The sequence below is a fragment of the Nocardia arseniciresistens genome (assembly GCF_046764875.1).
GTDB lineage: Bacteria > Actinomycetota > Actinomycetes > Mycobacteriales > Mycobacteriaceae > Nocardia > Nocardia arseniciresistens.
The window spans coordinates 516,002-542,307 of sequence record NZ_JBKORD010000001.1 but is presented as its reverse complement, the minus strand read 5'-3'; the positions used below and the strand labels follow the sequence as shown (position 1 = coordinate 542,307).

Genomic DNA, 26,306 nt, shown 5'->3' with positions numbered 1-26,306 from the left:
GCGTCGACGAAAGGCTCCTGATGGCCGAACCTATTGCTATCGCTGGCGACTGCTTGCGGGTCGCTCGAAACAACAACACAGCCATTCGGACCGACCTCGACGCGTCGTTGGGTGAATTCGATCCGGTCGTCGCGAATTTGATCGACCGCGAAATCAGCAGGCAGCAAAGCGGTTTGGAAATGATCGCCTCCGAAAATCACGCGCCGCTCGCGGTGATGCAGGCGCAGGGCTCGGTGCTCACAAACAAGTATGCGGAAGGCTATCCAGGCCGTCGTTATTACGGCGGCTGCGAGCATGTCGACGAGATCGAAACGCTGGCGATCGACCGGTTGCGCGCGCTGTTCGGCGCCGAATACGTCAACGTCCAGCCGCATTCGGGCGCGCAGGCCAATGCCGCGGCGATGCACGCGGTGTTGCGGCCTGGCGATGGGATCCTCGGGCTCGCCCTCGACCACGGCGGACACCTCACCCACGGTATGAAGATCAACTTCTCCGGTCGGCTCTATGACGTTGTGGCCTACCATGTTCGGGCCGATGACCATCTCATCGACATGGACGAGGTGCGAAGGCTCGCGCAGGAGCACCGCCCGAAGCTGATCGTGGCAGGTTGGTCCGCCTACCCTCGGCACCTCGACTTCGCCGAATTCCGGCGCATCGCAGATGAAGTCGGTGCCTACCTGATGGTGGACATGGCGCACTTCGCGGGACTGGTCGCGGCGGGTCTGCATCCGTCGCCCATCCCGCACGCGCACATCGTCACCTCGACAACGCACAAGACCCTCGGTGGGCCGCGTGGCGGATTCATTCTCGCCATCGACGAATTGGGTAAGAAGCTGGCTTCCGCCGTCTTTCCTGGACAGCAGGGCGGTCCGCTCGAGCATGTGATCGCGGCCAAGGCCGTTGCTTTCAAGATGGCGGCGGAACCGGCGTTCCGTGATCGTCAGGAACGCACGCTCGCGGGTGCGCGGATCCTCGCCGATCGGCTGCTCGCCGAGGACTGCCTCGCGGCGGGAATCAGCGTCGTCAGCGGCGGTACCGATGTGCATCTGGTGCTCGTCGATCTGCGTGACTCCGAGCTCGACGGCCAGCAGGGCGAGGATCGGCTCGCCCAGATCGGAATCACGGTGAACCGCAACGCGGTTCCGTTCGATCCGCGCCCGCCCATGGTTAGTTCCGGGCTGCGAATCGGAACACCTGCGCTGGCCGCACGTGGCTTCGATACCGAGGCATTCGTCGAGGTCGCCGACATTATCGCCGCCACGTTGCGCGCGGCGCGGCCGGTCGAGGAGTCGAGTGCGCGGGTCGATGCGCTGGTTGCTCGCTTCCCGCTGTACCCCGGTCTGCGCGTGCCGGTATGACGGTCAGCATCTTCGACCTCTTCCGGGTCGGCATCGGGCCGTCGAGCTCGCACACGGTGGGGCCGATGCGCGCGGCCGACCGGTTCATCGAGGAGCTCAAAACCGTTGGGCAGCTTTACAATACGTCCGCTATTCGGGTTGAGCTGTACGGATCGCTCGGTGCGACGGGGCGCGGGCACGGCAGCATCGAGGCGATCGTGGCCGGGTTGTCCGGCGAGCGGCCGGAGACCGTTGATCCGGAGGTCGTGGTCAGCACCGCCGCCGAAACGCGGGCCAGCGGAACGTTGCGGCTCGGTGGGGTGCATCCGATCGTTTTCGCCATCGACGAGGACATCGAGTTGCTCTGGCGCGTGAAACCTGCCTTCCACAGCAACGGCATGATGTTCCGTGCGGTCGACGCCGAGGGGCAGGTGCTCATCGAGCGCCGGTTCTACTCGGTCGGTGGCGGTTTCGTGCTGGCCGAAGCCGAGATCGAACGACCCACCGAGGCGACGACGGCGGTTCCGTATCCGTTCGGCTCGGCCGGGGAGCTGCTCGCCCACACCACCGCTACCCGGCAGTCCATCAGCGAGCTGATGATGGCCAACGAAATGACCTGGCGCCGTCCGGACCGGATTCGGATCGACCTGCTCGAAATCTGGAAGGTCATGCAGGACTGCGTCCAGCGGGGGACCTCGACGGCGGGTGTGCTGCCGGGCGCACTCGCCGTCCGACGGCGTGCGGCGACGCTGCACCATCGACTGACTGTCGAAGCCGACGACACCGACCCGCTGCGTGCGATGGAGTGGGTCACGCTGTTCGCGATGGCCGTCAATGAGGAGAACGCGGCGGGCGGACGTGTCGTCACTGCGCCGACCAATGGTGCCGCGGGCATCATTCCCGCTGTGCTGCACTATGTTCAGCGTTTCGTGACCGGTGCCGGTGACGACAGCATCATCGACTTCCTTTTGACCGCGGGCGCGATCGGACAACTGATCAAGGAGAACGCCTCGATCTCCGGCGCCGAAGTCGGTTGTCAGGGCGAGGTCGGCGCGGCGTGTGCGATGGCGGCGGCCGGACTCACCGCCGTGCTCGGCGGCACGCCCGAACAGATCGAGAATGCCGCCGAGATAGGCATCGAGCACAACCTCGGTCTCACCTGCGACCCGATCGGCGGTCTCGTACAAATTCCGTGCATCGAACGAAACGGTGTCGCGGCGGTCAAGGCGATTACCGCGGCGCGCATGGCGATTCGTGGCGACGGCGTGCACCATGTGTCCCTCGACAAGGTCATCCAGACGATGCGTGCGACGGGCGCGGACATGCTGGACAAATACAAGGAGACTTCACTCGGCGGGCTCGCGGTCGCGGTGGTGGACTGCTGAGGGCTTGCCGATTCGGTCTCGGCTCGCAGCGTCAGCGCGGGGCCGATACCGACAGGCCTGCCGCAATCGCCGCATCGGTGAGTACGGCCTCGAGCATCGCGGGGGTGAGTCGGCCGGTGAAGGTGTTCTGCTGGCTGACGTGGTAGCAGCCGAAGAGCTGCAACGGTTCTCGGCTACCGTCGGACGGCGACAGCGTGACGTGCGCGCCGTGGCCGAACTTGGGTCGGGGGCGGGGAATGGTCCAACCCGCCGCCGCGAGCACCGGAAGCAGCGCCTGCCATCCGAAGGCGCCGAGCACGACGATGGCGCGGACGGTCGGCGTGAGCAGGTCCAATTCGGTGCGCAGCCAGTGGGCGCAGCGATCGCGTTCCTCCGGCGTCGGCTTGTTGTCAGGCGGCGCGCAGTGCACGGGAGCGGTGAGGCGGACGCCGGTCAGCTGTAGGCCGTCGTCGATCCGAACCGAGGTGGGCCTGCTGGCGAGCCCGACCGCGTGCAGCGCGGCGAACAGGACGTCACCGCTGCGGTCGCCGGTGAACATGCGACCTGTTCGATTGCCGCCGTGGGCGGCCGGGGCCAGGCCGACGATCAGTAGTCGGGCATCGGGCGGACCGAATCCGGGGACGGGGCGGCCCCAGTAGGTTTCCGCACGGAAGGCCGCCCGCTTCTCGGTGGCTACCTTTTCGCGCCAAGCGACGAGCCGTGGGCAGGCTCGGCACTGCGCGACGGCGGAGTCCAACTCGGCGACGGTGTGGCACATGAGAAAACCCAATCACATAACTCGAGGCGATAACCATGGGTTTGCATCCAGGACATGCGTCCAGGTAAGTGTGGCCGTGAGCTGCAGATAACGACCAGGACATGTGACCGTTAGCGCTGGCGCCGGGTTGATAGCATGGCCTTTCTGGCCGACCGGATGCGGGCTTCGCCCCCGGATTTACCCTCGAAAGAGTCTTTCCATGCAGTTTGAAATCGTCGAGCGAGACGAAACGTGGGTTGCCGGGTTGCCGGTGCGCAGCCCGAAACGTGCGCTCGGAGAACTGCGGGATCACGATCTCGAGGCGGCCTGGGCGGCAGTGCTGCATCAGGAGCTCGGTGGCCCTCTGGCCAGCGCGTATACCGATTACACCGGTGAGCTCGGCACCTACAACACTCAGATCGTCGGATACGAGTGTGCCTCGTTCGACGACGTCACCCGCGGCCACCTCGTCGCGCGGCTGCCACGCGGCACCTATGCCCGGTTCTCCTCGGTCGGTAACTTCCCGCAGGTGATGACCGACCTGTGGACGCAGATCGCCTACGCCGAGGAACACAACTACATCAAACGCACCTATACCGGTGACTTCGAGTGTTACCCGCACGCCTACAAAATTGATCTCTACCTGGCGGTAGATGCGCGATGACCTATGCGATTGTCGTGCGTGGCCAGGCGATCTACGGCGGCCTCGTGGTACCGAGGGTGCGGCCGAGCTTCAAGGTCAGCAATAGCGATCTGATCGAATTCCTCAAGGATCGGCTGCGCGACCGTGGGCAGGAGCGGCCGGATCACCCGATGTTCACCGTGTACGTGCCGGACCCCGCGGGGAACTTCAACGCCGTCGTCTGCTTCGAGTACCCGGACCACGATGCCGTCCCGGTCGGCGACGTGCTGGTCAAGGTGCCCAAGGGCGTCTATGCGCGGTTCGCGCCGAACGGCGACTACCACGATCCGGTCGAGGATGTGTGGGCGCAGGTCGATGATGCGACGGCCTCCGCGGAGATCACTCGCGCCTATCGCGAAGAGGTCGAGATCTGGCACGGTCCGGAGTCGGTGGAGCTGTTCATCTCGATCCTGGTCTAGTTGCTGAGATGTAGCTACGTCGGTACCAACCGGTCTCTCTGTTCCATTTCGTGTCCGTAAGGAGTGGCCTGACCTGCGGTTTGTTTCGGAGTCGAAATAAGTTTTCGGAAGATTAACCGGACATCTGGCCAATTCCATTCGAATGACGGATACTTCCCTAGGCAATCACACCAGATCGGCGGGCAGTCGGGTGTGAGAGCTGGACCGGCTCGATGACCGCGCGTGCGCGCGGTGGCTACGGAGTAGGGAACACCATGACTGTCGAAACAATCGCAGTCGGCCCCGGGGGCATGCGCGATGCCGAGGTGTTGCGCTTCCGGGATGTGCATTCCGGATATGTCTTCCATGTCGCGACTCCGGAGTCGCATCCAGACCTCTGGCGCCGATACTTGCGGGGTGCGCTGCGGGTTTACCGGCATTACGGAGTCGATCACGCGATCGAATACGACAAAGTCCAAAACGGCAGTTCGACCGCATTGTTCTTTGTCGCCGTCGACGCCTCGGGGGTGGTCGTCGCGGGCTTGCGGGCGCAGGGGCCGTACCCGGCGGTCGAGGATGTGCACGCGCTCGGTGCCTGGGCGGGGCAACCCGGTGAGGCCGCGCTGCGCGCGATGGTTGCTGAGCGGATACCAGAGGGGGTTGTCGAGGTCAAGGCGGTCTGGGTGGCACGACACGCGGAACGCCGATCCGCGCTCGCCGCCGCGATCTCCCGTTGCGTGGTGCACGCGGCCTCGCTACTCGGCGCTCGCTTCGGTTTCGTGACCACTGCCTCGCACGGCCTGGAACTTTATCGCTCCAGTGGTGGGCGCGTTGTCGATCGGATACCGTCGGTGCCCTATCCGGATGACCGCTATCGAACCGTCCCCGTGTGGTGGGATACTCACACGAATCGATCGGTTGCCACAAAATTGCAGACTTCGTTGATCGCGCTGGAGCGCGCGGCGCTCGAGACCTGGCATGCACAGCCGTACAGTGGCCCCACCGCTGGTGAACCATGGATCGGAGGACGGGCGCAGGTATGAACGGTGACCCCGGCCCGGTCGCGGACTACAGACCGCTGATACTCGACGAAAATGCCCCGGACGACATACCCATCCTCGTACAACTGCGTAAGTCACCGCAGGTCCGCATCCTCGACCTGCGTGATGTGCTGCGCGGCGAGCTCGCGAAGGTGCATTCGCGCCCGACCCTCGATGGACCGGATCCCGATCGCTGGGTCTACTACCCGTGGCGGCGCACTTTGGTCGGGCTGCCCGGCGAGCGCACCTACCGCGCGATTCGGCTCGACCGTAACCGCAACAAGCTCACCAGGGACGAGCAGGAACGCTTGGCGGGCTTGGCCATCGGAGTCGTCGGCCAGAGCGTCGGACATGCGGTCGCCTACACGCTGGCGCTGGAGGGCACCTGCGGCCTGCTGCGCCTTGCCGATTTCGACGACATCGAGCTGTCCAACCTGAACCGGGTGCCGGGCAGCATCTTCGACATCGGCGTGAACAAATCGATCGTGACCGCGCGCCGGATCGCCGAACTCGACCCCTACCTGCCGATCGAGGTGCGCACCTCGGGTGTCGATGAAGAGTCCGTCGACGAATTCCTGACCGGTTTGTCGATCGTGGTCGAGGAATGCGATTCGCTCGACATCAAGTTCGCCGTCCGTGAGGGCGCGCGCAGGCATCGCATCCCGCTGCTGATGGATACCAGCGATCGTGGCCTGCTCGACGTCGAACGCTACGACCTGGAGCCGAGCCGTCCGCCGTTCCACGGTCTGCTCGGCACGACCGAAGGCGCAGACCTGCGTGGGCTGTCCACCAGGGACAAGGCGCCCCATGTCATGCGGATCCTCGATCCGAAAGAGCTGTCGGCGCGGATGGCGGCCAGTCTGGTGGAGATCGACGAGTCCGTGACCACCTGGCCGCAGCTCGGTAGCGATGTGCAGCTCGGCGCGGCCATCGTGGCGGCGGCGGTGCGCAGGCTCGGGCTCGGGCAGAAGCTGTCGTCCGGACGCACGCGCATCGACCTGGAGCGCGGTCTCGACGAACTGGCCGAGCCGGAGCCCGTCGGTGAGCTGGTGTGCGAGCCGGAGGCCATCGCGCCCATGCCGGTACCGGCCGCGACCGCGATATTGAGCGTGCTCGAATGTGCTCAGCGCGCCCCGTCGGGTGGCAATGCCCAGCCGTGGTCGCTGCGGGTCGACGAGTCCGAGGTGCGGATCGAGCTGGCGCGCACGCGGTCCTCGGCCCTCGATATCGGCTATCGGGGTAGCGCTGTGGCGATCGGGGCCGCATTGCACAACGCGCGCGCTGCCGCCGCCGCGCACGGCATCCTCGGCGGACACGAGCTCATCGAGAGCGACACCACCGCGCTCACCGCGGTGCTACGCCTCGGTGACGGCAACGATCCGCTGCTTGCCCGCGACTACCCGGCCGCGCTGGCCCGCGAGACGAACCGGCGCCTCGGCACCGGCGCACCGATGGCGGGCAATGTCCTCGCCGGTCTCGCTGCTGCCGCCGGGGCAGAGGGCGCGACGATTCGCAGTGTCACCGACCGAGCCGACCTCGCACTAGCGGCCGAACTGCTCGGCGAATCGGATCGAATCCGCTACCTGACGTCTCGGCTGCACCAGGAGATGTTCGCGGAACTGCGGTGGCCGGGAGACGATCCGCGCACCGGAATCGACGTCTGCAGTATGGAATTGGCCGCCGACGAGCACGCGAAGCTCGCGATCGGGCGTCGTGCCGACGTGATGGACCGGTTGCGCGAATGGTCCGGTGGCGCGGCGCTCGGCGAGCACACCGGTGACCGGGTGCTGTCGAGCTCGGCGGTCATCGCGGTGACGTTCGACAACAAGAAGGGAACCTCGGGACCTGGGCTGACCGATTACACCCGCGCGGGCGCCGCGTTGCAGCGCGTCTGGCTGGAGGCGCAACGACGTGGACTTGCGGTACAACCGGTGTCCCCGGTGTTCCTCTATGCACGGCACAACGACGAACTGGTCGCGATTTCCCCCGATTTCGCGGATACACTAGCGTCACTTCAGGGCCGTTTCCTGGACCTGCTGGGAGTGCCTGGGCATGAAATCATGGCATTGGTGCTTCGCCTGAGCTATGCGGCGCCGGCCTCGGTCCGCAGCAGGCGACTTCCAGTGTCGGGCGCGGGCAACCGCAGCTAGCACGATCGGAGACAAGGTGCCTCGCCGAACGCTCGACTCATTGGTGACCCAGGTCGCCTCCGAGTTGATGGGCGTCGACGCTACGACGATGGTGGCGGCGAGTGAGCGAGTGCTGGCCAGATTGGTCGAGCACTTCGACGTCGATTTCAGCTATTTGCGACATACCGATCGGGAACGAAGAGCCACCGTGCTCATCGCCGAGTGGCCGCATCGCGGTGATATCCCCGATCCCGATCCGCTGAAGGTCGTGCACTTCGAGACCGCCGATTCGGTGTTCGCCGAGTTGGAGCACGCTACCGAGCCGATTGTGGTGCGGCCGAGCGTGGAGTCCGCCGACTATCAGGAGACGATCCGCCGTTCTTCGGGGATCCCGCTGGTCGCGATGGCCGCGGTGCCACTGCTTTCGCGCGGCGAGTCGACCGGCGTGCTCGGCTTCATCAAACAGGGCGATCGGGACTGGAGCACAAGAGAACTCAACGTCCTCAAGGCGATTGCCGCACTGTTCGCGCAGCTGCAGGCGCGCGTGGTCGCCGAAGAGCGACTGCGCTATATCGCGCTGCACGACGATCTCACCGGGCTCGCCAACCGCCGTGCGCTGCTCGAGCATATGGAGGAGCGATTACATTCGGGCAGTCCCGGCCCTGTGGCCGCGTTCTTCCTCGACCTCGATCGACTCAAGGCGCTCAACGATTTCCTCGGGCACACCGCCGGTGACAACTTCATCCGCACGCTGTCTTCACGGCTGCGCGAAAACCTCGACCCGAACGACATGATCGCCAGGCTCGGTGGCGACGAGTTCGTGATCGTGCCTGCCAAGCCGATGGACGCCGTGGCCGCCGAGCTGGAGGCGACCAGAATCCAGCAGCTCATCGGCAGGCGGGTCACCGTCGGCGGCGAGTCGGTCAGCCGTGGCGCGAGTGTCGGTGTCGCGGTGGGTATTCCGGGGGAGACCACGGTCGCCGATGTGCTGCGCCGTGCCGATCACGCGCTGCTCTCGGCCAAAGCCGGTGGCGGCAACGGGGTCGCGGTGTTCACCGATGCCATGCGCGCTCAGTTCGAATTGCAGGACGATGTCGAACTCAACCTGCGTGGCGCGGTGTCCGACGGATCGCTGCTGCTGCACTATCAGCCCGAGGTCGACCTACGCACCGGACGAATCGTCGCGCTGGAGGCGCTGGTCCGATGGATGCATCCGACCAGGGGGCTGCTGCCGCCCGGTGCGTTCGTCAGCGTTGCCGAAGCCACCAATCTCGCGGGCGAGCTCGGCCGCTGGGTGATCAGGTCGGCCTGCGCCCAGTTCGCGGAATGGCGGCGGCGCGGCCTTGCCACGAATGTGGTGATGCGGATCAACGTGTCGCCGGTCCAGCTGGTCAGCCTCGACTTCGTGGAGCGTATCGAGGACATCCTTCGGCTGTTCGGCATCGACGGCAGCTCGGTGTGTCTGGAGATCACCGAGCATGTGGTTGTGCAGGATCTGGCCCGCACGCAGGTCACCCTGCGTGGCCTCAAGCGGATGGGCGTGCAGATCGCCATCGACGATTTCGGCACCGGCTACAGCTCACTGTCGCACCTGAAGGCACTGCCGGTGGACGCGGTGAAGATCGATCGCGGGTTCGTGCAGCGCCTCGGCGCGAGCACCGACGACCTGGCGATCGTGAAATCCATCATCGGCCTCGCCGGGTCTTTCGGGCTCGGTGTCGTCGGTGAGGGCGTCGAGACGCCGGTGGCCGCGCGCACCCTGGTCGGGCTGGGTTGCTATCGGGCGCAAGGCTTTCTGATCGCGCGGCCGATGCCGGCCGACGAGGTCGAGCCGCACCTGGTGTTGGGTCGGATCCCCCTGGATCTCGATCTGCCGCGGGCGGGTAGAGGCACCCCGAAGTACTGACCTCCGCGTCGGTGCGCGGTGCGAATCCGCTGGTTGGCCGGCTCTTTCACGGCTGTTCACGCGCCGTTGGGCGCACCGGTCCCGATCCGCTGCACGATCGGCGGGTGCGCATCGTGCAGCTGGCGAACTTCTACGGCCCACGCTCCGGTGGGCTGCGCACCGCATTGCATCATCTCGGTGCGGGCTACGTGGCCGCGGGACACGAGGTGGTGCTGATCGTGCCGGGACCTCGGCGTGCCGAGGAACTGTTGCCGACCGGCGCGTTGCGGATTACCTTGCCCGCCTTGGGCATTCCCTGGACCGGTGGATATCGTGCGGCGGATCCGCGGCGGGTGGCCGATGTGCTCGCGGGCCTGCGACCCGATGTGTTGGAGGTGTCGGACCGGCTGACGCTGCGTGGATTCGGACGATGGGCGCGGCGGCGTGAGGTGGCGAGCGTGATGATCTCGCATGAGCGGCTGGATCGGCTGCTCGGGCAGGTGATGCCGAGTGCGGCGGCGCGCCACTGCGCCGACGTGGCCAACCGCAGGACCGCCACCGACTACGACATCGTGGTGTGCACAACGGAGTTCGCGCGCGCGGAGTTTCTGCGCGTCGGTGCGCAGAATGTCGAACTGGTGCCGCTCGGGGTCGATTTGGAGCTGTTCAGTCCCCGTCGGCACGATCGTGCGCTGCGGGCCGATCTCGGTGCGTCAGGACACCCGCTGCTGGTGCACTGCGGCAGGCTCTCGGTGGAGAAGCGGGTCGACCGCAGCATCGAGGCGGTGGGCGCGTTGCATAGAGCGGGCGTGGCCGCTCGACTGGTTGTCGCGGGGGAGGGGCCGCGGCGCGAGGCGCTCGAGCGCCTCGCCAAGGCGCTGCCTTCGCTGCCGGGCGGGCTACCGGCCGTGCACTTCACCGGGTTCATCTCGGATCGGTCGATGGTGGCGAAATTGCTGGCTACCGCGGATGTTTCGCTTGCGCCCGGTCCACACGAGACCTTCGGCCTCGCCGCGTTGGAGGCGCTCGCGGCAGGGACCCCGGTCGTCGCGAGCCGTTCGTCGGCGCTCGCCGATATCGTCACCGCGGAATGTGGCGCGGTGGCCGCCGATCATCCCTGCGACTTCGCACGAGCTGTCACCGACGTGCTCGCGCTGCCCACTGCGGCGCGCAGGAAGGCGGCGCGCAGCAGGGCCGAACAATTCACCTGGCCGATGGCGGTCGCCGGCATGCTCGCGGTCCTCGGTCGATGAATGACCGCAGCGCCGATCCCGCGGGGCCGATCGGCGCGCAGTACCCTGCCGGAACCGATTCGGGGCTATTTCGAGATAGGGTTCGCCAGTGCGAATGGTTGGGCGCGGAAGCCGTAGGACGATGCGTGGCGCCAAAGTGTTGGTGACCGGCGCGGCCAGCGGTATCGGCCGAGCGACCGCGCTGGCGGCCGCGGCGGCCGGTGCCGAGGTGGTGTTGACGGACATCAATGCCGAAGGGCTCGACGAAACGGTGGGGTCCATCGGGGCGGCAGGCGGGGTCGTGCTCCTCGCGCGGGCACTGGACATCACCGATTACGACGCGGTCACCGTCTTCGCGACGGACGTGCACGCGGAGTTCGGCAGCCTCGACACCGTGATGAACATTGCCGGGACATCGACCTGGGGCACGGTCGAGAATCTCGAACACCGGCATTGGCGAAAGATGGTGGAGGTCAACCTGATGGGCCCGATCCATGTGATCGAGAACTTCGTGCCGCCGATGGTGCGTGCGGGCCGTGGCGGTGCGCTGGTGAATGTGTCCTCGGCGGCCGGTCTGCTCGCGTTGCCATGGCATGCCGCCTACAGCGCGGGCAAGTACGGCATCCGCGGCGTCTCCGAGGTACTGCGATTCGACCTGGAGCGCCACGGCATCTCGGTGCATCTGGTGGTGCCGGGCGCGGTGAACACGCCGCTGGTGCAGTCCTTCGATCTGGTCGGCGTCGACAAGGATGATCCGCGGGTTCGCCGTCTCGCCGGTGCGTTCACCAAGCATGCGGTGGAACCTGAACATGTTGCGTCGCAGATCCTTCGCGGCGTCGAACGCAACAGATTCCTCGTCTACACCTCGTTCGATATCCGATTCGGGTACTGGTGGTCGCGGAAGTTCGCCTTCCCCTACGAATTCGTCATCCGCAGGGTCGGCGAGCGCTTCAACAGGCTTCTGGTTTCGCAGCGCAGTTGAGCTGCACGTCGAGCACCCTGGCGCCGGGGCCCTGCTCGCCGAGCCGATCGTGTTCGTTGACCAGCTTGCAGCTGCCCAGCGACAGACAGCCGCAACCGATGCAGCCGGTCAGATTGTCGCGCAGCCGGGTCAGCTGGGTGATGCGATTGTCGAGGTCGGTCCGCCAGGTGGTGGAAAGGGTCTCCCAGTCGCGCCGGGTGGGGGTGCGGCCCTCGGGCAGTTTGTCCAGCGCGGAGCGGATCTCGCTCAGCGGGATGCCGACCCGCTGCGAAATACGGATGAAGGCGACGCGCCGTAGTGTCTCGCGCGTGTATCTGCGCTGATTTCCGCTGGTACGGCGGCTCGAGATGAGACCCTCGCGTTCGTAGAAGTGCAACGCGGACACCGCTACTCCGCTACGCTCGGACAGCTGCCCGGGGGTCAGTTCCTTTACTCGCCAATCGGTTGCCGACATCAACGCTCCTCCATTCCCTAACAATACTTCAGGTTACGGTGCGCTCGGGGCAGAATCGGACATGCCGCTGGTGACTGCTTGCAGGTCGCTCGAAAGGGTCAGCTGGTGACTGCTTGCAGGTCACTCGAAAAGGTCAGCAATTGCGTGCTCTTACGCTCTGGGCGAACTACGGTCGTGATATGGGAGCAGAGGCTGTGCAGGGTGGGCACGGAGGCGATGCGAACGGGAATGGGCGCGGGGGCGGTGACGATCCGGGCAAACGCCTCGCCGTCACCTCCGAGGTCGGTACCTTGCGGACGGTGCTGCTGCACCGGCCCGGTGACGAATTGCGCAGGCTGACGCCGCGAAATAACGATCAACTGCTCTTCGACGGCATCCCATGGGTCGAGCGGGCTCAACAGGAGCACGACATCTTCTCCGCCGTGCTGCGCGGGCGCGGGGTCGAGGTGTTGCTGCTCGCCGACCTGCTCGCCGACACCCTCGACGTCAGCGGCGCGGCCCGTATCCAGGGCATTTCCGCCGCCGTCGACGCGCGCAGGCTCGGTCATGGGCTCGCCGACGAGCTGGCGGCCTACCTGCGCGGCGTCCCGGCGCAGGAGCTTGCCAACATCCTGATGGCGGGCATGACCTTCGACGAGCTGCCATTCGGTCCCGGCACGCCCTCGCTGGTGCGCCGGATGCATCACGGCGGTGATTTCGTCATCGATCCGCTGCCGAATCTGCTGTTCACCAGGGACTCTTCGTTCTGGGTCGGGCCGAGGGTCGCCATCACCGCGCTCGCGCTGCCCGCCAGGATGCGCGAGACTTCGCTCACCGATCTCGTCTACGCCTTCCATCCCCGCTTCCTCGGGGTCCGTCGCGCCTACGAATCGCATACCGCGCCCATCGAGGGCGGCGATGTGCTGCTGCTCGGGCCGGGTGTCGTCGCGGTCGGCGTCGGTGAGCGGACCTCGCCCGCCGGTGCGGAAGCGTTGGCGCGCAGCCTGTTCGATGACGGGCTCGCGCACACAGTGCTGGTGGTGCCGATCGCGCAGAATCGTGCGTCCATGCACTTGGACACGGTGTGCACGATGGTCGACACCGATGCCATCGTGATGTACCCCGCCATACGTGACTCGCTGTGCGCGTTCACGATTCATCGGGAGGACGGCTACGGCGGTCGAGACCGCGGCGGCGTGAGCATGCGCGGTCCCGACCCGTTCTTGCCCGCGGCGGCCGAGGCGATGGGCATCGGCAAGATGCGGGTCATCGACACCGGCCTCGACGGGGTCACCGCCGAGCGTGAACAATGGGACGACGGCAACAACACCCTGGCGTTGGCGCCCGGCGTGGTTGTCGCCTACGAACGCAATGAGATGACCAACGGTCGACTGACCCAGGCGGGCATCGAGGTACTCCGGATTCCCGGCTCCGAGCTGGGTTCCGGTCGCGGCGGCCCGCGCTGCCTGTCCTGTCCACTCTCCCGAGATGATGTGTGAGCCCGCCATGTTCAGCATCGCGATTGCCCACGATTCGCCCGTCCCGCCCTACGAGCAGCTGCGCATGGGCGTCATCGCGCAGGTGCGTTCGGGCGAGCTGACCGCGGGCACGAAGATCCCGACGGTTCGCGCGCTCGCGGCGGAACTCGGACTCGCCCCGAACACCGTCGCCCGTGCCTACCGCGAACTAGAGGCCGACGGTGTCGTCGAAACCCGGGGCAGGCAAGGCTCTTTCATCGCCTCAACTGGCGACCCGACCAAGGATGCGGCGGATCGGGCGGCGACCGACTATGTCAGCGCGATCCGCCGTCTCGGTCTGGACGACGACACCGCGTTGGGTTATGTGAGATCCGCGCTGGAAAGCTGAGTCGTGACGCGGCTCAGCGCCAGCTGGGTAGCCACAGGTGGTTGTGCCAGTTGCCCGGTGTGATCGCCATGGCGGTGAGGATCGGCCAGAGCCAGACGAAGTTGGCGATCACAAGGCCGAGATAGATGCAGACCGCCAAAAGGCCGAGGCTGTGCCGCTCGTTGGGTGCCGCGGGCAGGAAGGTGCCGAGTGAGCTGCGGCGGATCGGACTGCTTCGGGCAGGCCCGAGTATGTCGCCGAGCACCAGCGCCACCCCCATCGCCAGGAACGGCGCGAGCGCGACGGCGTAGAAGTAGTACATCTGCCGATCGAGGGTGAAGAACCAGGGCAGCAGCGCTGCGCCGTACCCGACGAGCACCGCGGCGTAGCGCCAGTCCCTGTGGCTGATGGTGCGCCACAGCGCCCAGCCGAGCATCGGGAAGGCGATCCACCAGATGGCGGGCGTGCCGATCAGCATCACGGCCTTCACACACTGGGTCTGGCCGCAGCCGGTGACACCGTTGTCGGCGTAGTAGTAGAGCATCGGCCGCAGCCCCATCGGCCAGGTCCACGGCTTGGATTCCCACGGGTGATGGTTACCCGCCGAATTGGTCAGGCCATCGTGGAAACGCAGCGTCTCCCCGCTGTAGAACCACAGCGAGCGCACCGCATCGGGCAGCCATGACCACGGCCCACCGCGCCCGACCTGATTGCCGACCGCGTACCGGTAGACGCCGTCCTCGCTGGAGAACCAGGCCCAGTAGGAGGCGAGGTAGAGGCCGAGCGGGATGAGCACCAGCGCGTACAGCGCGGGTCCGACATCGCGCAGCGCGGTGCCCGCCCAGGGGCGGCGCACCGCGTACGCCCGCCGCGCCGTCAGGTCGAAGCACACGCTGAGCAGGCCGAACGCGACAATGAAGTAGATGCCGGACCATTTGGTGCCGCAGGCAAGGCCGAGCATCACACCCGCGCCGAACCGCCACCAGCGCACGCCCAGTCGCGGGCCCCATGGGCTCGCATCGATGCGGCCCTCGGCGTCCGCACGCGCGATTCGCGCTCTGACCTCGTCGCGGTCGACGATGAGACAGCCGAAAGCGGCTGTGATGAACAGCGCCATGAAGATATCGAGCATGCCGATGCGCGAGGACACGAAGGTGACGCCATCGGCGATCAGCAGGATGCCCGCGATCGCGCCGATCAGCGTGGAACGTGCCATTCGCCGCACGATGCGGATCACCAGCAGCACAAGCGCCGTGCCCGCGAGCGCGGCGGCGAATCGCCAGCCCCAGCCGTTGTAGCCGAAGATCCACTCGCCGACGGCTATCAGCTGTTTACCCACCGGCGGATGCACGACCAGCCCGTAACCGGGATTGTCCTCGACCCAGCCGCCGGTGAGCATCTGCCAGCCCTGCGGGGCGTAATGCTTCTCGTCGAAGACCGGAGTGTGCGCGTCGGTGGGGTAATCCAGATTGGTGAACCGTGTCACCGCGGCGATCGCGGTCAGGAACACGGTGACCATCCAGCCACGCAGGGTGTCGAGTGGCCCGAAATCGGGCGACGGCCGCAGCGGCGCGGGGCTCGACCAAGAGGGCGCGGCCCCCGGTGCGGTCGCGCGCTTGTCGGTCACCTGGGTCACGGATCCGATCGTATGCTGTGCGCCCCGCAGGGATGCACATCCCTCAGCGTGCCGCCGCGCGAATCACACTGCGCGCGACTACTGACCCGGGTGTCGGCGCTTGTCGGGATGATTTCGATTCGCGGTGGGTCGGCCGGAGTTCGGCGGGCGTGTTCGGGATCGATGGCGCTCGGTCGATACGCTGCTACCCGGGGCGATTGGTCTGGACGGGGCGATGTGGTCGAGGTAGGAGTGCCGTGACGGACGAGGCGACGACGGGTGTCGAGGCGACGGGCAGGCTGGTGCTCGCGGCGACGCCGATGGGTGACATCGGCGACGCCTCGCAGCGACTGCGCGACGCGCTCGGGGCCGCCGACATCGTCGCGGCCGAGGACACCCGAAGGACGCGCTCGCTGGCGAAAGCCCTCGGGGTGGAGATCACCGGACGCGTTGTTCGGTTCGACGATCACGTGGAGACCGCGAAGATTCCGGCACTGCTCGGCAATATCGCGGACGGGCTGACTGTGCTGCTGGTGACCGACGCGGGTATGCCATCGGTAAGTGACCCCGGCTATCGCCTGGTCGCGGCGTGTGTCGAGCGCGAGCTCGCGGTGACGTGTCTGCCCGGCCCCTCCGCGGTCACCACCGCGCTCGCGTTGTCGGGTCTGCCGGTTGAGCGGTTCTGCTTCGACGGTTTCGCGCCGCGAAAGTCCGGTCAGCGCCGAGCGTGGCTGCGCACGTTGATCACCGAGCCACGCACGTGTGTCTACTTCGAAGCGCCGCACCGGCTGGCCGACTCCCTTGCCGACGCGGTCGAGGTGCTCGGACCCGACCGCCGCGTCGCGGTATGCCGCGAACTGACCAAAACCTACGAAGAGGTAGTGCGGGGCACCCTCGCCGAGGTCGCGGCCTGGGCGGTCGATGGCGCGCGCGGTGAGATCACCGTGGTCGTCGCGGGTGCGCAACCGAAGTCGGTAGATCCAACGGATCTGGTCGATGAGGTCGAATCCTTGACCGCGCAGGGCCTTCGCCTCAAGGATGCCTGCGCGCAGGTCGCCACGGCGAACGGCGCGTCGCGCAACGAACTCTACGACGTCGTTCTCGCGGCCCGCCGCGACGACGAGGAGTAACTCGAGGCGCGCACTCGACGCCACGAATTCGACCTGCCGTGCCGGGCGCTGAGCTGACACAATCGATGTATGACCTCTCTGGAAGGCAAAGCCAAGACATTCCTCGAGCTCCATCGCCCCGGCGATCCCGGCGTGTTTCCGACGGTGTGGGACGCGTGGTCGGCGAATCTCGCGGTAGCCGCCGGATTTTCGGCCATCACGCTGGGCAGTCACCCCGTCGCAGGGTCGGTCGGCCGCGGTGACAACGAGGGGATGACCTTCGCCGAGCTGCTGACCAGGGTGCGTCAGGTCACCGAAGCCGTCGAGGTCCCGGTGTCGGTCGATATCGAATCCGGCTACGGTCTCGAGCCCGCTCAACTCATCGAAGGTCTGCTGGAGGTCGGCGCGATCGGCCTCAATATCGAGGACACCGTGCACAGTGAGGGCGACAGGTTGCGAGCCGCCGAGGAGCATGCGGCCTTCGTGCACGGTCTGCGTCAGTACGCCGACGCCGCGGGTGTGCACGTGGTTGTCAACGCACGTACCGACCTGTTCCTGCGCGAGGACGGCGACGAATCCGATCGCGTCGATCGCGCCATCGCTCGTCTCGAGCTGGCGGCCGCGGCAGGCGCCGACGTGCTGTTCCCCGCGGGCAGGTTCGCCGACGCCGACCTGCGTCGGCTGACGAGCGAATTGCCGCTCCCGATCAACGTGGTCGCATTGCCTGACAAGTCCGACAAAGCGGTCCTCGCCGACCAGGGCGTCGGCCGAATCAGCTTCGGGCCCTTCCTACAGTTCGCGCTCTCCGCCGAGGCGAACCGGCTACTCGACCGCTGGAAGTAGGCTGCCCGCCTCCGAATAGGCAAGAGCCCCCGGCCTTCTCTCGAAGGCTCGGGGGCTCCCCTGCTTACTCTCGTTGCTACGCGGTGGTTTTCGGCTCCACATAGCGCGGGTAGATCGCCTCCGGTGCGGGCAGCGGGACCCCGGCCTCGATCGGTGTCGCGATGTCGGCGAAAGTGCGGTTCTGCTGTGCGAGCAGATCGAGGATCTTGCTCGCCGAATCCGGCAGCACCGGCTGCACCAGGATGGCGACGATGCGCAGCACCTCCAGCGTCACGTACAGCACGGTGGCCTCGCGGGCGAGGTCTTCTTCGGTGCCGGACTTGGCCAGCGTCCACGGTGCCTGAGCGGAGAAGTATTTGTTGGCCTCGCCGAGGGTCAGCCAGATCGCTTCCAGCGCCAAATGCATTTGCTGGGCGTCGAATTCGGCGCGGCAGCGTTCGAGCAGGCCGTTGGCCCGAGCGAGCAGGGCACGGTCGTCGTCGGTGAACACACCAGGGGTCGGCACCGCGCCCTTGCAGTCCCTTGCCACCATTTTCAGGCTGCGCTGCACCAGGTTGCCGAATTCGTTGGCCAGGTCGCTGTTGATCCTGCCGACGATCGCCTCGTGGCTGTAGCTGCCGTCCTGGCCGTAGGAGATTTCGCGCAGCAGGAAGAAGCGAACCGCGTCGAGCCCGTATTCCTCGATCAGTGCCAGCGGGTCGACGACATTGCCGACCGACTTGGACATCTTTTCGCCCTTGTTGTACAGGAACCCGTGCACGAAAACGCGTTTCGGCAGTTCGACGCCCGCCGACATCAGGAACGCGGGCCAGTACACGGTGTGGAAGCGGGAGATGTCCTTGCCGATGATGTGCACATCGGCGGGCCAGAACTTCTGGAACGCAGGGGATTCCGTATCCGGGAAGCCGACGCCGGTGATGTAGTTGGTGAGCGCGTCGACCCACACGTACATCACATGATCGGGATGCCCTGGCACCGGAACGCCCCAGTCGAAGGTGGTGCGCGAGATCGACAGATCCTTCAGACCGGCCTTGACGTAGCTGACGATCTCATTGCGCCGGGTCGCGGGTGCGATGAATTCGGGATGCTCGTCGTAGAGCGCGAGCAGCTTGTCCTGGTAGTTGGACAGCCGGAAGAAGTAGTTCGACTCCTCGGTCCACTCGACCGGTGTCTTCGACTCGGTGGAGATCCGCGTGCCGTCCTCGAGCAGCGTGGTCTCTTCGTCGGTGTAGAACGCCTCGTCGCGCACCGAATACCAACCGGAGTAGGTGCCGAGGTAGATATCACCGGTGGCGAGCATCCGCTCCCACAACGCGACGCTTGCGACCTGATGGTCCTCGTCGGTGGTGCGGATGAACCGGTCGAAGGAGATCTCGAGCGACTTGTCCATCGCCTCGAACACGTCGGAGTTGCGCGACGCGAGTTCCTCCACCGGGACGCCCTCGGTCATCGCGGTCTGCTGCACCTTCTGACCGTGCTCGTCGGTGCCGGTCATGAAGAACACGTCGTACCCGTCGAGCCGCTTGAACCGGGCAATGGCATCCGCGGAGATGTACTCGTAGGCATGCCCGATATGCGGCGCACCGTTCGGGTACGCGATGGCCGTTGTGACATAAAAGGCGGGGCGGTCGGCTGCACTCATGGTGTGTCTACTCTAATGCGCGTGGATTCCTACACTCACGCGAATATCCGTCAGCTCATCGGTGCGCGCCGATGAGCGACAGGCGTCCAGCTCCCGCGCTACCGGAACCGCTTGCGCCCCTGGTGGATGCGCACACTCACCTGGATGCCTGCGGCGCGACCGATGCGGAATCGACGGCCGTGATCGTGGACCGCGCGGCATCGGTCGGTGTCGGACAGGTGGTCACCGTCGCCGATGATCTGGCCGCCGCGCAGTGGGCGGTGCGGGCCGCGAACTGGGATAGGCGGGTGTACGCCGCCATCGCGCTGCACCCGACGCGTGCGAACGCGCTCGACGATGCGGCGAAGGCCGAGTTGGAGCGACTGGCCGCCGATCCCCGCGTCGTCGCGATCGGTGAGACCGGACTCGATTACTACTGGCCGGGCAAGCTCGACGGGTGCGCCGACATCGAGACGCAGATCGAAGGCTTCCGCTGGCACATTGATCTGGCGAAGCGGGTGGGCAAGCCGCTGATGATCCACAATCGGGAAGCCGACCACGATCTACTGACGGTCCTGCTCGATGAGGGTGCGCCGGAGACCGTGATCTTCCATTGCTTCTCCTCGGACACCAATATGGCGCTGGCGTGTGTGGCCGAGGGATACGTCCTCAGCTTCTCGGGAACGGTGAGCTTCAAGAACGCGCATGAATTGCGCGAGGCCGCCAAGGTAGTGCCCGACGATCAGATTCTGGTGGAGACCGACGCGCCGTATTTGACTCCGCATCCGTTCCGTGGCGCGCCCAACGAGCCGTATTGCCTGCCCTACACGGTGCGTGCGCTGGCCGAGGTGCGCGGACAGGATCCGGGAAAGTTCGCGAAGATCACCACCGCCAACGCTCGGCGTATCTACGGGATCTGAGTGCTCGGCCCGAATCGGGTCTTCGGCGTTCGATCGGCATCGCGGCGGAATGCCGCGCGCGGCTGCCCGTTAAGGCCCCTGGCAAACAGTGGTGTGTTCTAGGTCACTATGCTTGTCCCGTTTTGTGATCTACCTGCGACGTCGATATCAATCCGTGATATCGAAACCTCCCGCACTGAGAGTTACGGTTGTCGACCACTGACCCCTTCGTTATCGTACTGTGATCATGTCCCCATTCTCGAGGATCAACGACTCTCGCTCGCCGATGCTGTACGCGGCAGTAGCGGCGCTGCTCGTGACGCTGATCATCGGCGCCGCGATGGCGATAGTGAACCGCAAAACGGTGACAGTGGTCGTCGACGGCGAGAAGCTGACGCAAACCACCATGTCGCGCGATGTCAACGGCGTGCTGAAGGCCGCGGGATTCGATGTCGACGACCGTGACCTCGTCCGGCCCGCACTGGCCTCGTCCGTTGCCGATGGCGCCACGATCATGTTGAACCGGGCACGGGAAATCGCGCTGTCGATCGATGGCAAGCCGCAGAAGGTGTGGTCCACCGGATTGACCGCCGGTGATGTCCTCGACCAGCTGAGCCTGCCCGCCGACACGTTCGTTTCCCCGGCGCGCACCGAGAAGCTACCGCTGGAGGGTGCCGCGCTGAACGTGTTCAGCCCGCGCTCGGTGTCGTTGCTCGACGGCTTCGGCCAGCCCGTCGACGTCCGCCTCGCCGCGCCGACGGTCGGCGAATTCCTCACTGCCGCTGGAATTCCGCTGGTTCAGCAGGACAGTGTCGAGCCGGCCGCGACCACCGCGCTCACTGACGGCCTGAAGGTCGTGGTGACTCGCAAGCGGATCGAAAACCGTACGGAGACAGTTCCGCTGGATCCGCCGGAGACCGTGATCTCGGATCCGACGATGAACATGAGCCGCACCGTCGTCGAGACGCCGGGCGCACCCGGCGTCCAGGACGTCACCTTCGCGGTCATGATGGTCAACGGCCAGGAGGAGAGCAGGCAGCCGATCTCCTCGAATGTCACGGTGACCGCGCAGCCCAAGACGGTTCGCAAGGGCGCGAAGCCCGGCACCGAGGTGCCTCCGGTGCGTGACGGCTCGATCTGGGACGCCTTGGCTCGCTGCGAATCGACCGGTAACTGGGCGATCAACACCGGCAACGGTTACTTCGGCGGCATCCAGTTCGACCAGAGCACCTGGGAGCGACAGGGCGGCACGAAGTACGCGCCCCGCGCCGACATGGCCACCCGCGAAGAGCAGATCGCGATCGCCGAAGTGACTCGCGCCCGCCAGGGCTGGGGTGCGTGGCCCGCTTGCACCAGCCGCCTCGGCATCGGAGGCTAGGCTTTTTCGGGGTTTGCGTTCAGGCCCTGTGTGCGGCCGGGTGGCCATCGAGAACTGACCACTCTCTCGGGAATTTCCTGAAAGACACCAGCATCGACGAGATCGCTGAACAGGCGCGGCCAGACCTGGGATCTGGATGAGCATGAGTTCGCGCGTCCGGATGGGGAACGTAGCCGGGGGCACGAAAAGCGCTGCTGCAACTACTCGACGAGAGCACCCGCTCTGCTCGGGGCTACGCGCGTTTTCTGTGCCGTAGGCCGCTCGGCGCGCAGCCCCGCGTTATGAGGTCGGTTCGGTCGAGGCAGGAGGTTGTGTCAACTCGGGAGTTGGTAGGTTCTTCAGGTGTCCGAACCTGATATTTCCGCTCGTGGCAGCGCTGCGTTGCTCGGCCCCGCCGAGGTGCGGGCGCTCGCAGAGCGGCTCGGTGTGCGGCCGACCAAGCAGCTCGGACAGAACTTCGTGCACGACGGGAACACCGTGCGGCGCATTGTCGCGGCGGCGGGTGTCGGGCGCAAGGACACGGTGCTCGAGGTCGGGCCAGGACTCGGTTCGCTGACGCTGGCGCTGCTCGATGTAGTGGATTCGGTGGTCGCGGTCGAGATCGATCCGGTTCTCGCCGAGCATCTGCCGGTGACCATCACCGATCGGGCACCGGAGTTGGCCGGAAACCTGCAGGTCGTCGTGGCCGATGCGCTGCGGGTGGCCGCGAAGGACCTGCCCGCGGCTCCGACCGCGCTCGTCGCGAATCTGCCGTACAACGTGGCCGTGCCCGTACTGCTGCACCTGCTTGCCGAATTGCCGAGCATCACAACCTCATTGGTGATGGTGCAGGCCGAGGTGGCCGACCGGCTCGCGGCCGAGCCCGGTAACCGCACCTACGGTGTGCCGAGCGTCAAGGCGGGCTTCTTCGGCACCGTGCGCCGAGCGGGCGCGGTCGGCACCCAGGTCTTCTGGCCGGTGCCGCGCGTCGATTCGGGTCTGGTGCGAGTCGAGCGCTACAGCCAACCGCGATGGCCGATGGACGAACCCCACCGCCGCCGCGTCTTCACAGTGATCGATGCGGCATTCGCGCAGCGCCGCAAGACACTTCGCGCGGCTCTGGCCGGTTGGGCCGGTTCCCCCGCCGAGGCCGAACGCCGCCTCGTCGCCGCGGGCATCGACCCCACCGCGCGTGGCGAAACCCTGGACACCGCAGCGTTCGTCCGCCTCGCTGATCAGGCATAGCCCGCCTACGACGGATACATCGGATACATCGGCGTTTGATCGAGATGACGCGGAATCGTCGGTCATCGCTTCGGCACGGGTGAGCCGACTAGCTACATGCGTTGTTCGGTCGCGGAATCCGGCGTCAGCCGAAAGTGCGAAGGCGCAGGCTGTTGCTGACGACAAAAACGCTGGACAGGGCCATCGCGGCGCCAGCGAGCATGGGGTTGAGGAGCCCGGCCGCTGCGAGCGGGATCGCGGCGACGTTGTATCCGAAGGCCCAGAACAGATTTCCCTCGATGATGCGCAGGGTGGCGCGGGATAGGCGGATCGCCGCGCCGACGGCGCGCAGGTCGCCGCGGACGACGGTGATATCCCCGGCTTCGATCGCGACGTCGGTACCGGTACCCATGGCCAAGCCGAGGTCGGCCGCGGCGATGGCGGCGGCGTCGTTGACGCCGTCACCGACCATCGCCACGATCTTGCCCGAATTCTGTAGTCGCCGTATGGCTTCCAGCTTGTCGTTCGGCAGTACTCCGGCGATCACCTCGTCGATGCCGACGCGATCGGCGACGGTGCGCGCGACGGCGGCATTGTCACCGGTAAGCAGTATGGGGTTCAGCCCGAGGCGGCGAAGTTCGCTAATGGCCTCGGCGCTGGTCGGTTTGATCGCGTCGGCGATGACGAGCACACCGCGCGCGGTGCCATCCCAGGCAACCGCGATCGCGGTATTACCCGCACGCTCGGCCGCCGCCTTGGCTTCGGTAAGGGTTGCGGGCAACGCGATCGACCGCTCTTGGAGCAACCCACCACGACCGACCACCACCGCACGCCCGTCGACAAGCCCCTCCACGCCCTTGCCGCCATGGCTGATGAACTGCCGCACGGGCAGCATCGTCAGCCCGCGTTCGATCGCAGCGGCGACCACAGCCTGCGCCACTGGGTGCTCGGACCCGTGCTCCACTGCCGCGGCGATAGCGAGCAGCTCGTCGGTCATGTCCGCTGCTTCCGTGCCGCTCGTCGTGATGATCTCCGTCAGCGTCATTCGGCCGGTGGTTACCGTGCCGGTTTTGTCGAGTACGACTGTGTCGATCCGGCGTGTCGATTCCAGTACCTGCGGGCCCTTGATCAAGATGCCGAGTTGAGCGCCGCGGCCGGTGCCGACGAGCAGTGCGGTGGGGGTGGCCAGTCCGAGTGCGCAGGGGCAGGCGATGATCAGCACCGCTACCGCCGCTCCGCACGCCACCGCCGTCGACGATCCGGTGAACAGCCAAAATGCGAGTGTCAGCGCTGAGATGACGAAGACAATGGGGACGAATATTCCTGCGACTCGGTCGGCGAGCCGTTGCACTGGCGCTTTGCTGTTCTGTGCCTCCTCGACCAGCGCGACGATGTGCGCGAGTTGGGTGTCGGCGCCAATTCTGGTGGCGCGCACGGTCAGCACGCCGCCCGCGTTCACCGTCGCGCCGACCACGCCATCTCCTTGGCCGACGTCGACGGGCTGTGATTCTCCGGTCAGCATGCTCAGGTCGAGAGCCGAACTGCCCTCGATCACGACACCGTCGGTGGCGACCTTCTCGCCCGGACGAACGAGAAACAGTTCACCGACCCGCAATTCGGCGATCGGCACCCGGATATCGACACCGTCGCGCAGCACGGAAACGTCCTTGGCCCCGAGCTCGAGCAACGCTCGCAGCGCGGCTCCCGCCCGATCCTTGGCGCGGGTCTCCAAATATCGCCCGGCCAGGATAAAGACGATCACCCCGGCGGCAACCTCGAAGTACACATTCGACGCCGCGTCGGCCCGCTCGATGGTGAGGCTGAATGCGTGCTTCATGCCGGGCATTCCGGCGTCACCGAAGAACAGCGCGTACACCGACCAGCCGAAGGCGGCGAGAGTTCCGACCGAGATCAACGTGTCCATGGTCGCGGCGCCGTGTCGGGCATTACCCAGCGCGGCCCGATGGAAATCGGCGCCGCCCCAGAACACCACGGGACCAGCGAGCGCCAGCGAAAGCCATTGCCAGTTCTCGAACTGCAGCGCGGGGATCATCGCCATCGCGATCACCGGCAGCGCGAGGCAGGTACTGATCAGCAGTCGTTGTCGAAGTCGATCGAGTGCGGTCGCCCTATCATCGGACCGGTCGGTTTCTGCTGCTGGCGGTGCGGGTACCTGCGCGGTATACCCCGCGGCGTGCACCTGTTCGACCAGCTGCTCCGGCGAGACGGATTGTGGATACCGGACTTTTGCCTTCTCCGTCGCGAAATTGACGGTGGCCGTGACGCCCTCGATCCTGCCGAGCCGCTTCTCGATGCGCGCGGCGCAGGACGCGCAGGTCATCCCGCTGATCTCCAGCTCGATCGAGCGCTGATCGGCGGGTGCGGCCATTAGCGACCGCCGCCCGAGTGCGAGTGCCCGCCGGATGTGGATGGAGCTGTGGATGACTCGGTCGCCCATGCCTCGGCGGTGAACTCCGCCGTGTGAACAGTGCCGCCGTGCGAGAAGTCCAGGTACAACCGATAAGCGCCCGAGCTCGGGGCTTGCGCATGGAAGGACACGTCGGGACCGGCTGGGCTGCGGCCGACTTCGCCCTGCGGGTGTACGTGCAGGTAGGCAAGGTCGGCGGCGCGCAACGCGACCAGGTGTGCGTAGGTGCCGAGATACGGCTGCAGATCGGACACCGGAACGCCGTCGCGTGAAATGGTGAACCGCAGTTCGCCGCCCTCGGTGTCGAGATCGCCCACCGATGTCACCTGGTATCCGTCGACCTTCACGCTCCGTGCCGGTGGCGGGAGTGGTTGTGGCACGGCAGTTCCCGAGACGGTGACCGTACGGCTGAGCGCCAGATCACCGGGCTCGGCGCCGTTGGTTTCCGGTACGAAATCCGCGAATACGCGATAGGTACCCGGAGCCGCCCAGCGCCAATCGGTCGACCAGGTGCCCGAACTGTCCATGGTCGGATGCACGTGCCGATACTCGGTGGCGTCGGATCGGACGACGATCAGATGCAGGTCTCTATCGTGTCGGGTGGTGAAGCGGGTCACCGGAGCCCCGTCGGGCCCGGTGATCCGGAATTGCAGCGAACCGGCTTGGTTCGGGTCCGCGGGAGCGGTCAACGCGTTCATGGTGTAACCGGCCTGCGAGTCCGTAAGCCCGGACGCCGTGTCCTGACCGGGCCGCGTTATCGCGCCGTGGTCCGGCGCCTGCGCGGCAGGGGCGCCCACGAGGGCGCCGATGCCGAGCGCGACGCCGAACAACGCGACGAGTCCGCCACCGACCGCGGCGAACTTCAGCCGGTCCTGCATCAGGCGGCGACCTCGTAGCCCGCCTCGTCCACCGCCGCGACGATATCGGCATCCGCGACAGGCGCGGTGCTGTCCACCCGGACCGCGCCGCTGGCGAGATCCACATCAACGCTGGTCACGCCGTCGATCTTACCGATCTCCTCGCGGACCGAGCTGACGCAATGTGCGCAGGTCATCCCCGTAACGGTGTAAGTGGTGGTGGCCATGTCCGACTCCTTCGCTCGTGGTTCATCATACGGGCCCGGGGT

23 protein-coding genes are annotated in these 26,306 nt (G+C 66.3%); 16 read left to right on the top strand and 7 right to left on the bottom strand.

What is annotated here, in order from left to right; translation table 11 throughout:
- Nucleotides 1–20: 20 nt before the first annotated feature.
- Entirely contained in the window at nucleotides 21–1,358 is a 1,338-nt protein-coding gene (gene glyA / locus ACLMAJ_RS02470) for a serine hydroxymethyltransferase (protein WP_412011779.1), read from the top strand.
- Nucleotides 1,355–2,722, top strand: a complete 1,368-nt coding sequence (locus ACLMAJ_RS02465; RefSeq protein WP_412011778.1) for an L-serine ammonia-lyase — start codon at nucleotides 1,355–1,357, stop codon at nucleotides 2,720–2,722. Before glyA ends, ACLMAJ_RS02465 begins: the two co-directional genes overlap by 4 nt.
- Before the next feature lie 31 nt (nucleotides 2,723–2,753).
- On the opposite strand, the gene ACLMAJ_RS02460 is transcribed toward ACLMAJ_RS02465, so the two are convergent.
- The gene (locus tag ACLMAJ_RS02460; RefSeq protein WP_412012024.1) at nucleotides 2,754–3,479 is read right to left on the bottom strand and encodes a uracil-DNA glycosylase; all 726 of its coding nucleotides are present in this window, start codon (nucleotides 3,477–3,479) and stop codon (nucleotides 2,754–2,756) included.
- 199 nt (nucleotides 3,480–3,678) lie between these two features.
- Here ACLMAJ_RS02460 and ACLMAJ_RS02455 point away from each other — a divergent pair, with 199 nt between their 5' ends.
- The 7 genes from ACLMAJ_RS02455 to ACLMAJ_RS02425 all read left to right on the top strand — a co-directional run bounded on the left by ACLMAJ_RS02455 (nucleotide 3,679) and on the right by ACLMAJ_RS02425 (nucleotide 11,806).
- Nucleotides 3,679–4,122 carry a GyrI-like domain-containing protein gene (locus ACLMAJ_RS02455; RefSeq protein WP_379066227.1) on the top strand — a complete coding sequence of 148 codons (444 nt, stop codon included), beginning with the start codon at nucleotides 3,679–3,681 and terminating at the stop codon, nucleotides 4,120–4,122.
- Nucleotides 4,119–4,559 carry an effector binding domain-containing protein gene (locus tag ACLMAJ_RS02450; RefSeq protein ID WP_412011777.1) on the top strand — a complete coding sequence of 147 codons (441 nt, stop codon included), beginning with the start codon at nucleotides 4,119–4,121 and terminating at the stop codon, nucleotides 4,557–4,559. The genes ACLMAJ_RS02455 and ACLMAJ_RS02450 overlap by 4 nt, the downstream gene beginning before the upstream one ends.
- A gap of 254 nt (nucleotides 4,560–4,813) precedes the next feature.
- Nucleotides 4,814–5,581 carry a hypothetical protein gene (locus tag ACLMAJ_RS02445; protein ID WP_412011776.1) on the top strand — a complete coding sequence of 256 codons (768 nt, stop codon included), beginning with the start codon at nucleotides 4,814–4,816 and terminating at the stop codon, nucleotides 5,579–5,581.
- Nucleotides 5,578–7,728 (top strand): Rv1355c family protein, encoded by a 2,151-nt coding sequence (locus tag ACLMAJ_RS02440; protein ID WP_412011775.1) that lies wholly within the window; start codon nucleotides 5,578–5,580, stop codon nucleotides 7,726–7,728. The genes ACLMAJ_RS02445 and ACLMAJ_RS02440 overlap by 4 nt, the downstream gene beginning before the upstream one ends.
- A 67-nt stretch (nucleotides 7,729–7,795) precedes the next feature.
- Complete coding sequence (locus tag ACLMAJ_RS02435; protein WP_412012023.1) at nucleotides 7,796–9,613, top strand: putative bifunctional diguanylate cyclase/phosphodiesterase; 1,818 nt, start codon at nucleotides 7,796–7,798, stop codon at nucleotides 9,611–9,613.
- A gap of 104 nt (nucleotides 9,614–9,717) precedes the next feature.
- On the top strand, nucleotides 9,718–10,845 hold the full coding sequence (locus tag ACLMAJ_RS02430) for a glycosyltransferase (protein ID WP_412011774.1): 1,128 nt from the start codon (nucleotides 9,718–9,720) through the stop codon (nucleotides 10,843–10,845).
- Nucleotides 10,846–10,966: 121 nt separating this feature from the next.
- On the top strand, nucleotides 10,967–11,806 hold the full coding sequence (locus tag ACLMAJ_RS02425; RefSeq protein WP_412011773.1) for an SDR family oxidoreductase: 840 nt from the start codon (nucleotides 10,967–10,969) through the stop codon (nucleotides 11,804–11,806).
- Here the strand turns inward: ACLMAJ_RS02425 and soxR are convergent.
- Nucleotides 11,775–12,260: a redox-sensitive transcriptional activator SoxR gene (gene soxR / locus ACLMAJ_RS02420; protein ID WP_412011772.1), complete on the bottom strand. Its 486-nt coding sequence runs from the start codon at nucleotides 12,258–12,260 to the stop codon at nucleotides 11,775–11,777. The genes ACLMAJ_RS02425 and soxR overlap by 32 nt on opposite strands.
- A gap of 179 nt (nucleotides 12,261–12,439) precedes the next feature.
- Between soxR and ACLMAJ_RS02415 the strand changes: the two genes are divergently transcribed.
- Nucleotides 12,440–13,738 carry an arginine deiminase gene (locus tag ACLMAJ_RS02415; RefSeq protein WP_412011771.1) on the top strand — a complete coding sequence of 433 codons (1,299 nt, stop codon included), beginning with the start codon at nucleotides 12,440–12,442 and terminating at the stop codon, nucleotides 13,736–13,738.
- Nucleotides 13,739–13,745: 7 nt separating this feature from the next.
- Entirely contained in the window at nucleotides 13,746–14,105 is a 360-nt protein-coding gene (locus tag ACLMAJ_RS02410) for a GntR family transcriptional regulator (protein WP_412012022.1), read from the top strand.
- Nucleotides 14,106–14,118: 13 nt separating this feature from the next.
- On the opposite strand, the gene ACLMAJ_RS02405 is transcribed toward ACLMAJ_RS02410, so the two are convergent.
- On the bottom strand, nucleotides 14,119–15,720 hold the full coding sequence (locus tag ACLMAJ_RS02405; RefSeq protein ID WP_412011770.1) for a dolichyl-phosphate-mannose--protein mannosyltransferase: 1,602 nt from the start codon (nucleotides 15,718–15,720) through the stop codon (nucleotides 14,119–14,121).
- Nucleotides 15,721–15,956: 236 nt separating this feature from the next.
- On the opposite strand from ACLMAJ_RS02405, the gene rsmI reads away from it, so the two are divergent.
- Both rsmI and ACLMAJ_RS02395 read left to right on the top strand, forming a co-directional pair.
- Entirely contained in the window at nucleotides 15,957–16,829 is an 873-nt protein-coding gene (rsmI, locus tag ACLMAJ_RS02400) for a 16S rRNA (cytidine(1402)-2'-O)-methyltransferase (RefSeq protein WP_412011769.1), read from the top strand.
- 69 nt (nucleotides 16,830–16,898) lie between these two features.
- The gene (locus ACLMAJ_RS02395; RefSeq protein WP_412011768.1) at nucleotides 16,899–17,651 is read left to right on the top strand and encodes an isocitrate lyase/PEP mutase family protein; all 753 of its coding nucleotides are present in this window, start codon (nucleotides 16,899–16,901) and stop codon (nucleotides 17,649–17,651) included.
- Between the two features lie 76 nt (nucleotides 17,652–17,727).
- Here the strand turns inward: ACLMAJ_RS02395 and metG are convergent, their stop codons facing one another.
- The gene (gene metG / locus ACLMAJ_RS02390; protein ID WP_412011767.1) at nucleotides 17,728–19,293 is read right to left on the bottom strand and encodes a methionine--tRNA ligase; all 1,566 of its coding nucleotides are present in this window, start codon (nucleotides 19,291–19,293) and stop codon (nucleotides 17,728–17,730) included.
- 71 nt (nucleotides 19,294–19,364) lie between these two features.
- On the opposite strand from metG, the gene ACLMAJ_RS02385 reads away from it, so the two are divergent.
- The 3 genes from ACLMAJ_RS02385 (at nucleotide 19,365) to rsmA (ending at nucleotide 22,773) form a co-directional block, all read left to right on the top strand.
- A complete protein-coding gene (locus ACLMAJ_RS02385) occupies nucleotides 19,365–20,192 on the top strand; it encodes a TatD family hydrolase (protein WP_412011766.1) in 828 nt (275 codons plus the stop codon).
- A gap of 226 nt (nucleotides 20,193–20,418) precedes the next feature.
- Nucleotides 20,419–21,549: a transglycosylase family protein gene (locus ACLMAJ_RS02380; RefSeq protein ID WP_412011765.1), complete on the top strand. Its 1,131-nt coding sequence runs from the start codon at nucleotides 20,419–20,421 to the stop codon at nucleotides 21,547–21,549.
- Between the two features lie 342 nt (nucleotides 21,550–21,891).
- Entirely contained in the window at nucleotides 21,892–22,773 is an 882-nt protein-coding gene (gene rsmA / locus ACLMAJ_RS02375; RefSeq protein ID WP_412011764.1) for a 16S rRNA (adenine(1518)-N(6)/adenine(1519)-N(6))-dimethyltransferase RsmA, read from the top strand.
- A gap of 124 nt (nucleotides 22,774–22,897) precedes the next feature.
- Here the strand turns inward: rsmA and ACLMAJ_RS02370 are convergent, their stop codons facing one another.
- Genes ACLMAJ_RS02370 through ACLMAJ_RS02360 form a run of 3 tightly spaced genes read right to left on the bottom strand, consistent with a single transcriptional unit; the run spans nucleotide 22,898 to nucleotide 26,264 of the window.
- Nucleotides 22,898–25,141, bottom strand: a complete 2,244-nt coding sequence (locus ACLMAJ_RS02370; protein ID WP_412011763.1) for a heavy metal translocating P-type ATPase — start codon at nucleotides 25,139–25,141, stop codon at nucleotides 22,898–22,900.
- Nucleotides 25,141–26,058: a hypothetical protein gene (locus ACLMAJ_RS02365; protein WP_412011762.1), complete on the bottom strand. Its 918-nt coding sequence runs from the start codon at nucleotides 26,056–26,058 to the stop codon at nucleotides 25,141–25,143. The genes ACLMAJ_RS02370 and ACLMAJ_RS02365 overlap by 1 nt, the downstream gene beginning before the upstream one ends.
- Nucleotides 26,058–26,264, bottom strand: a complete 207-nt coding sequence (locus ACLMAJ_RS02360; protein WP_412011761.1) for a heavy-metal-associated domain-containing protein — start codon at nucleotides 26,262–26,264, stop codon at nucleotides 26,058–26,060. Before ACLMAJ_RS02360 ends, ACLMAJ_RS02365 begins: the two co-directional genes overlap by 1 nt.
- Between the last annotated feature and the right edge of the window lie 42 nt (nucleotides 26,265–26,306).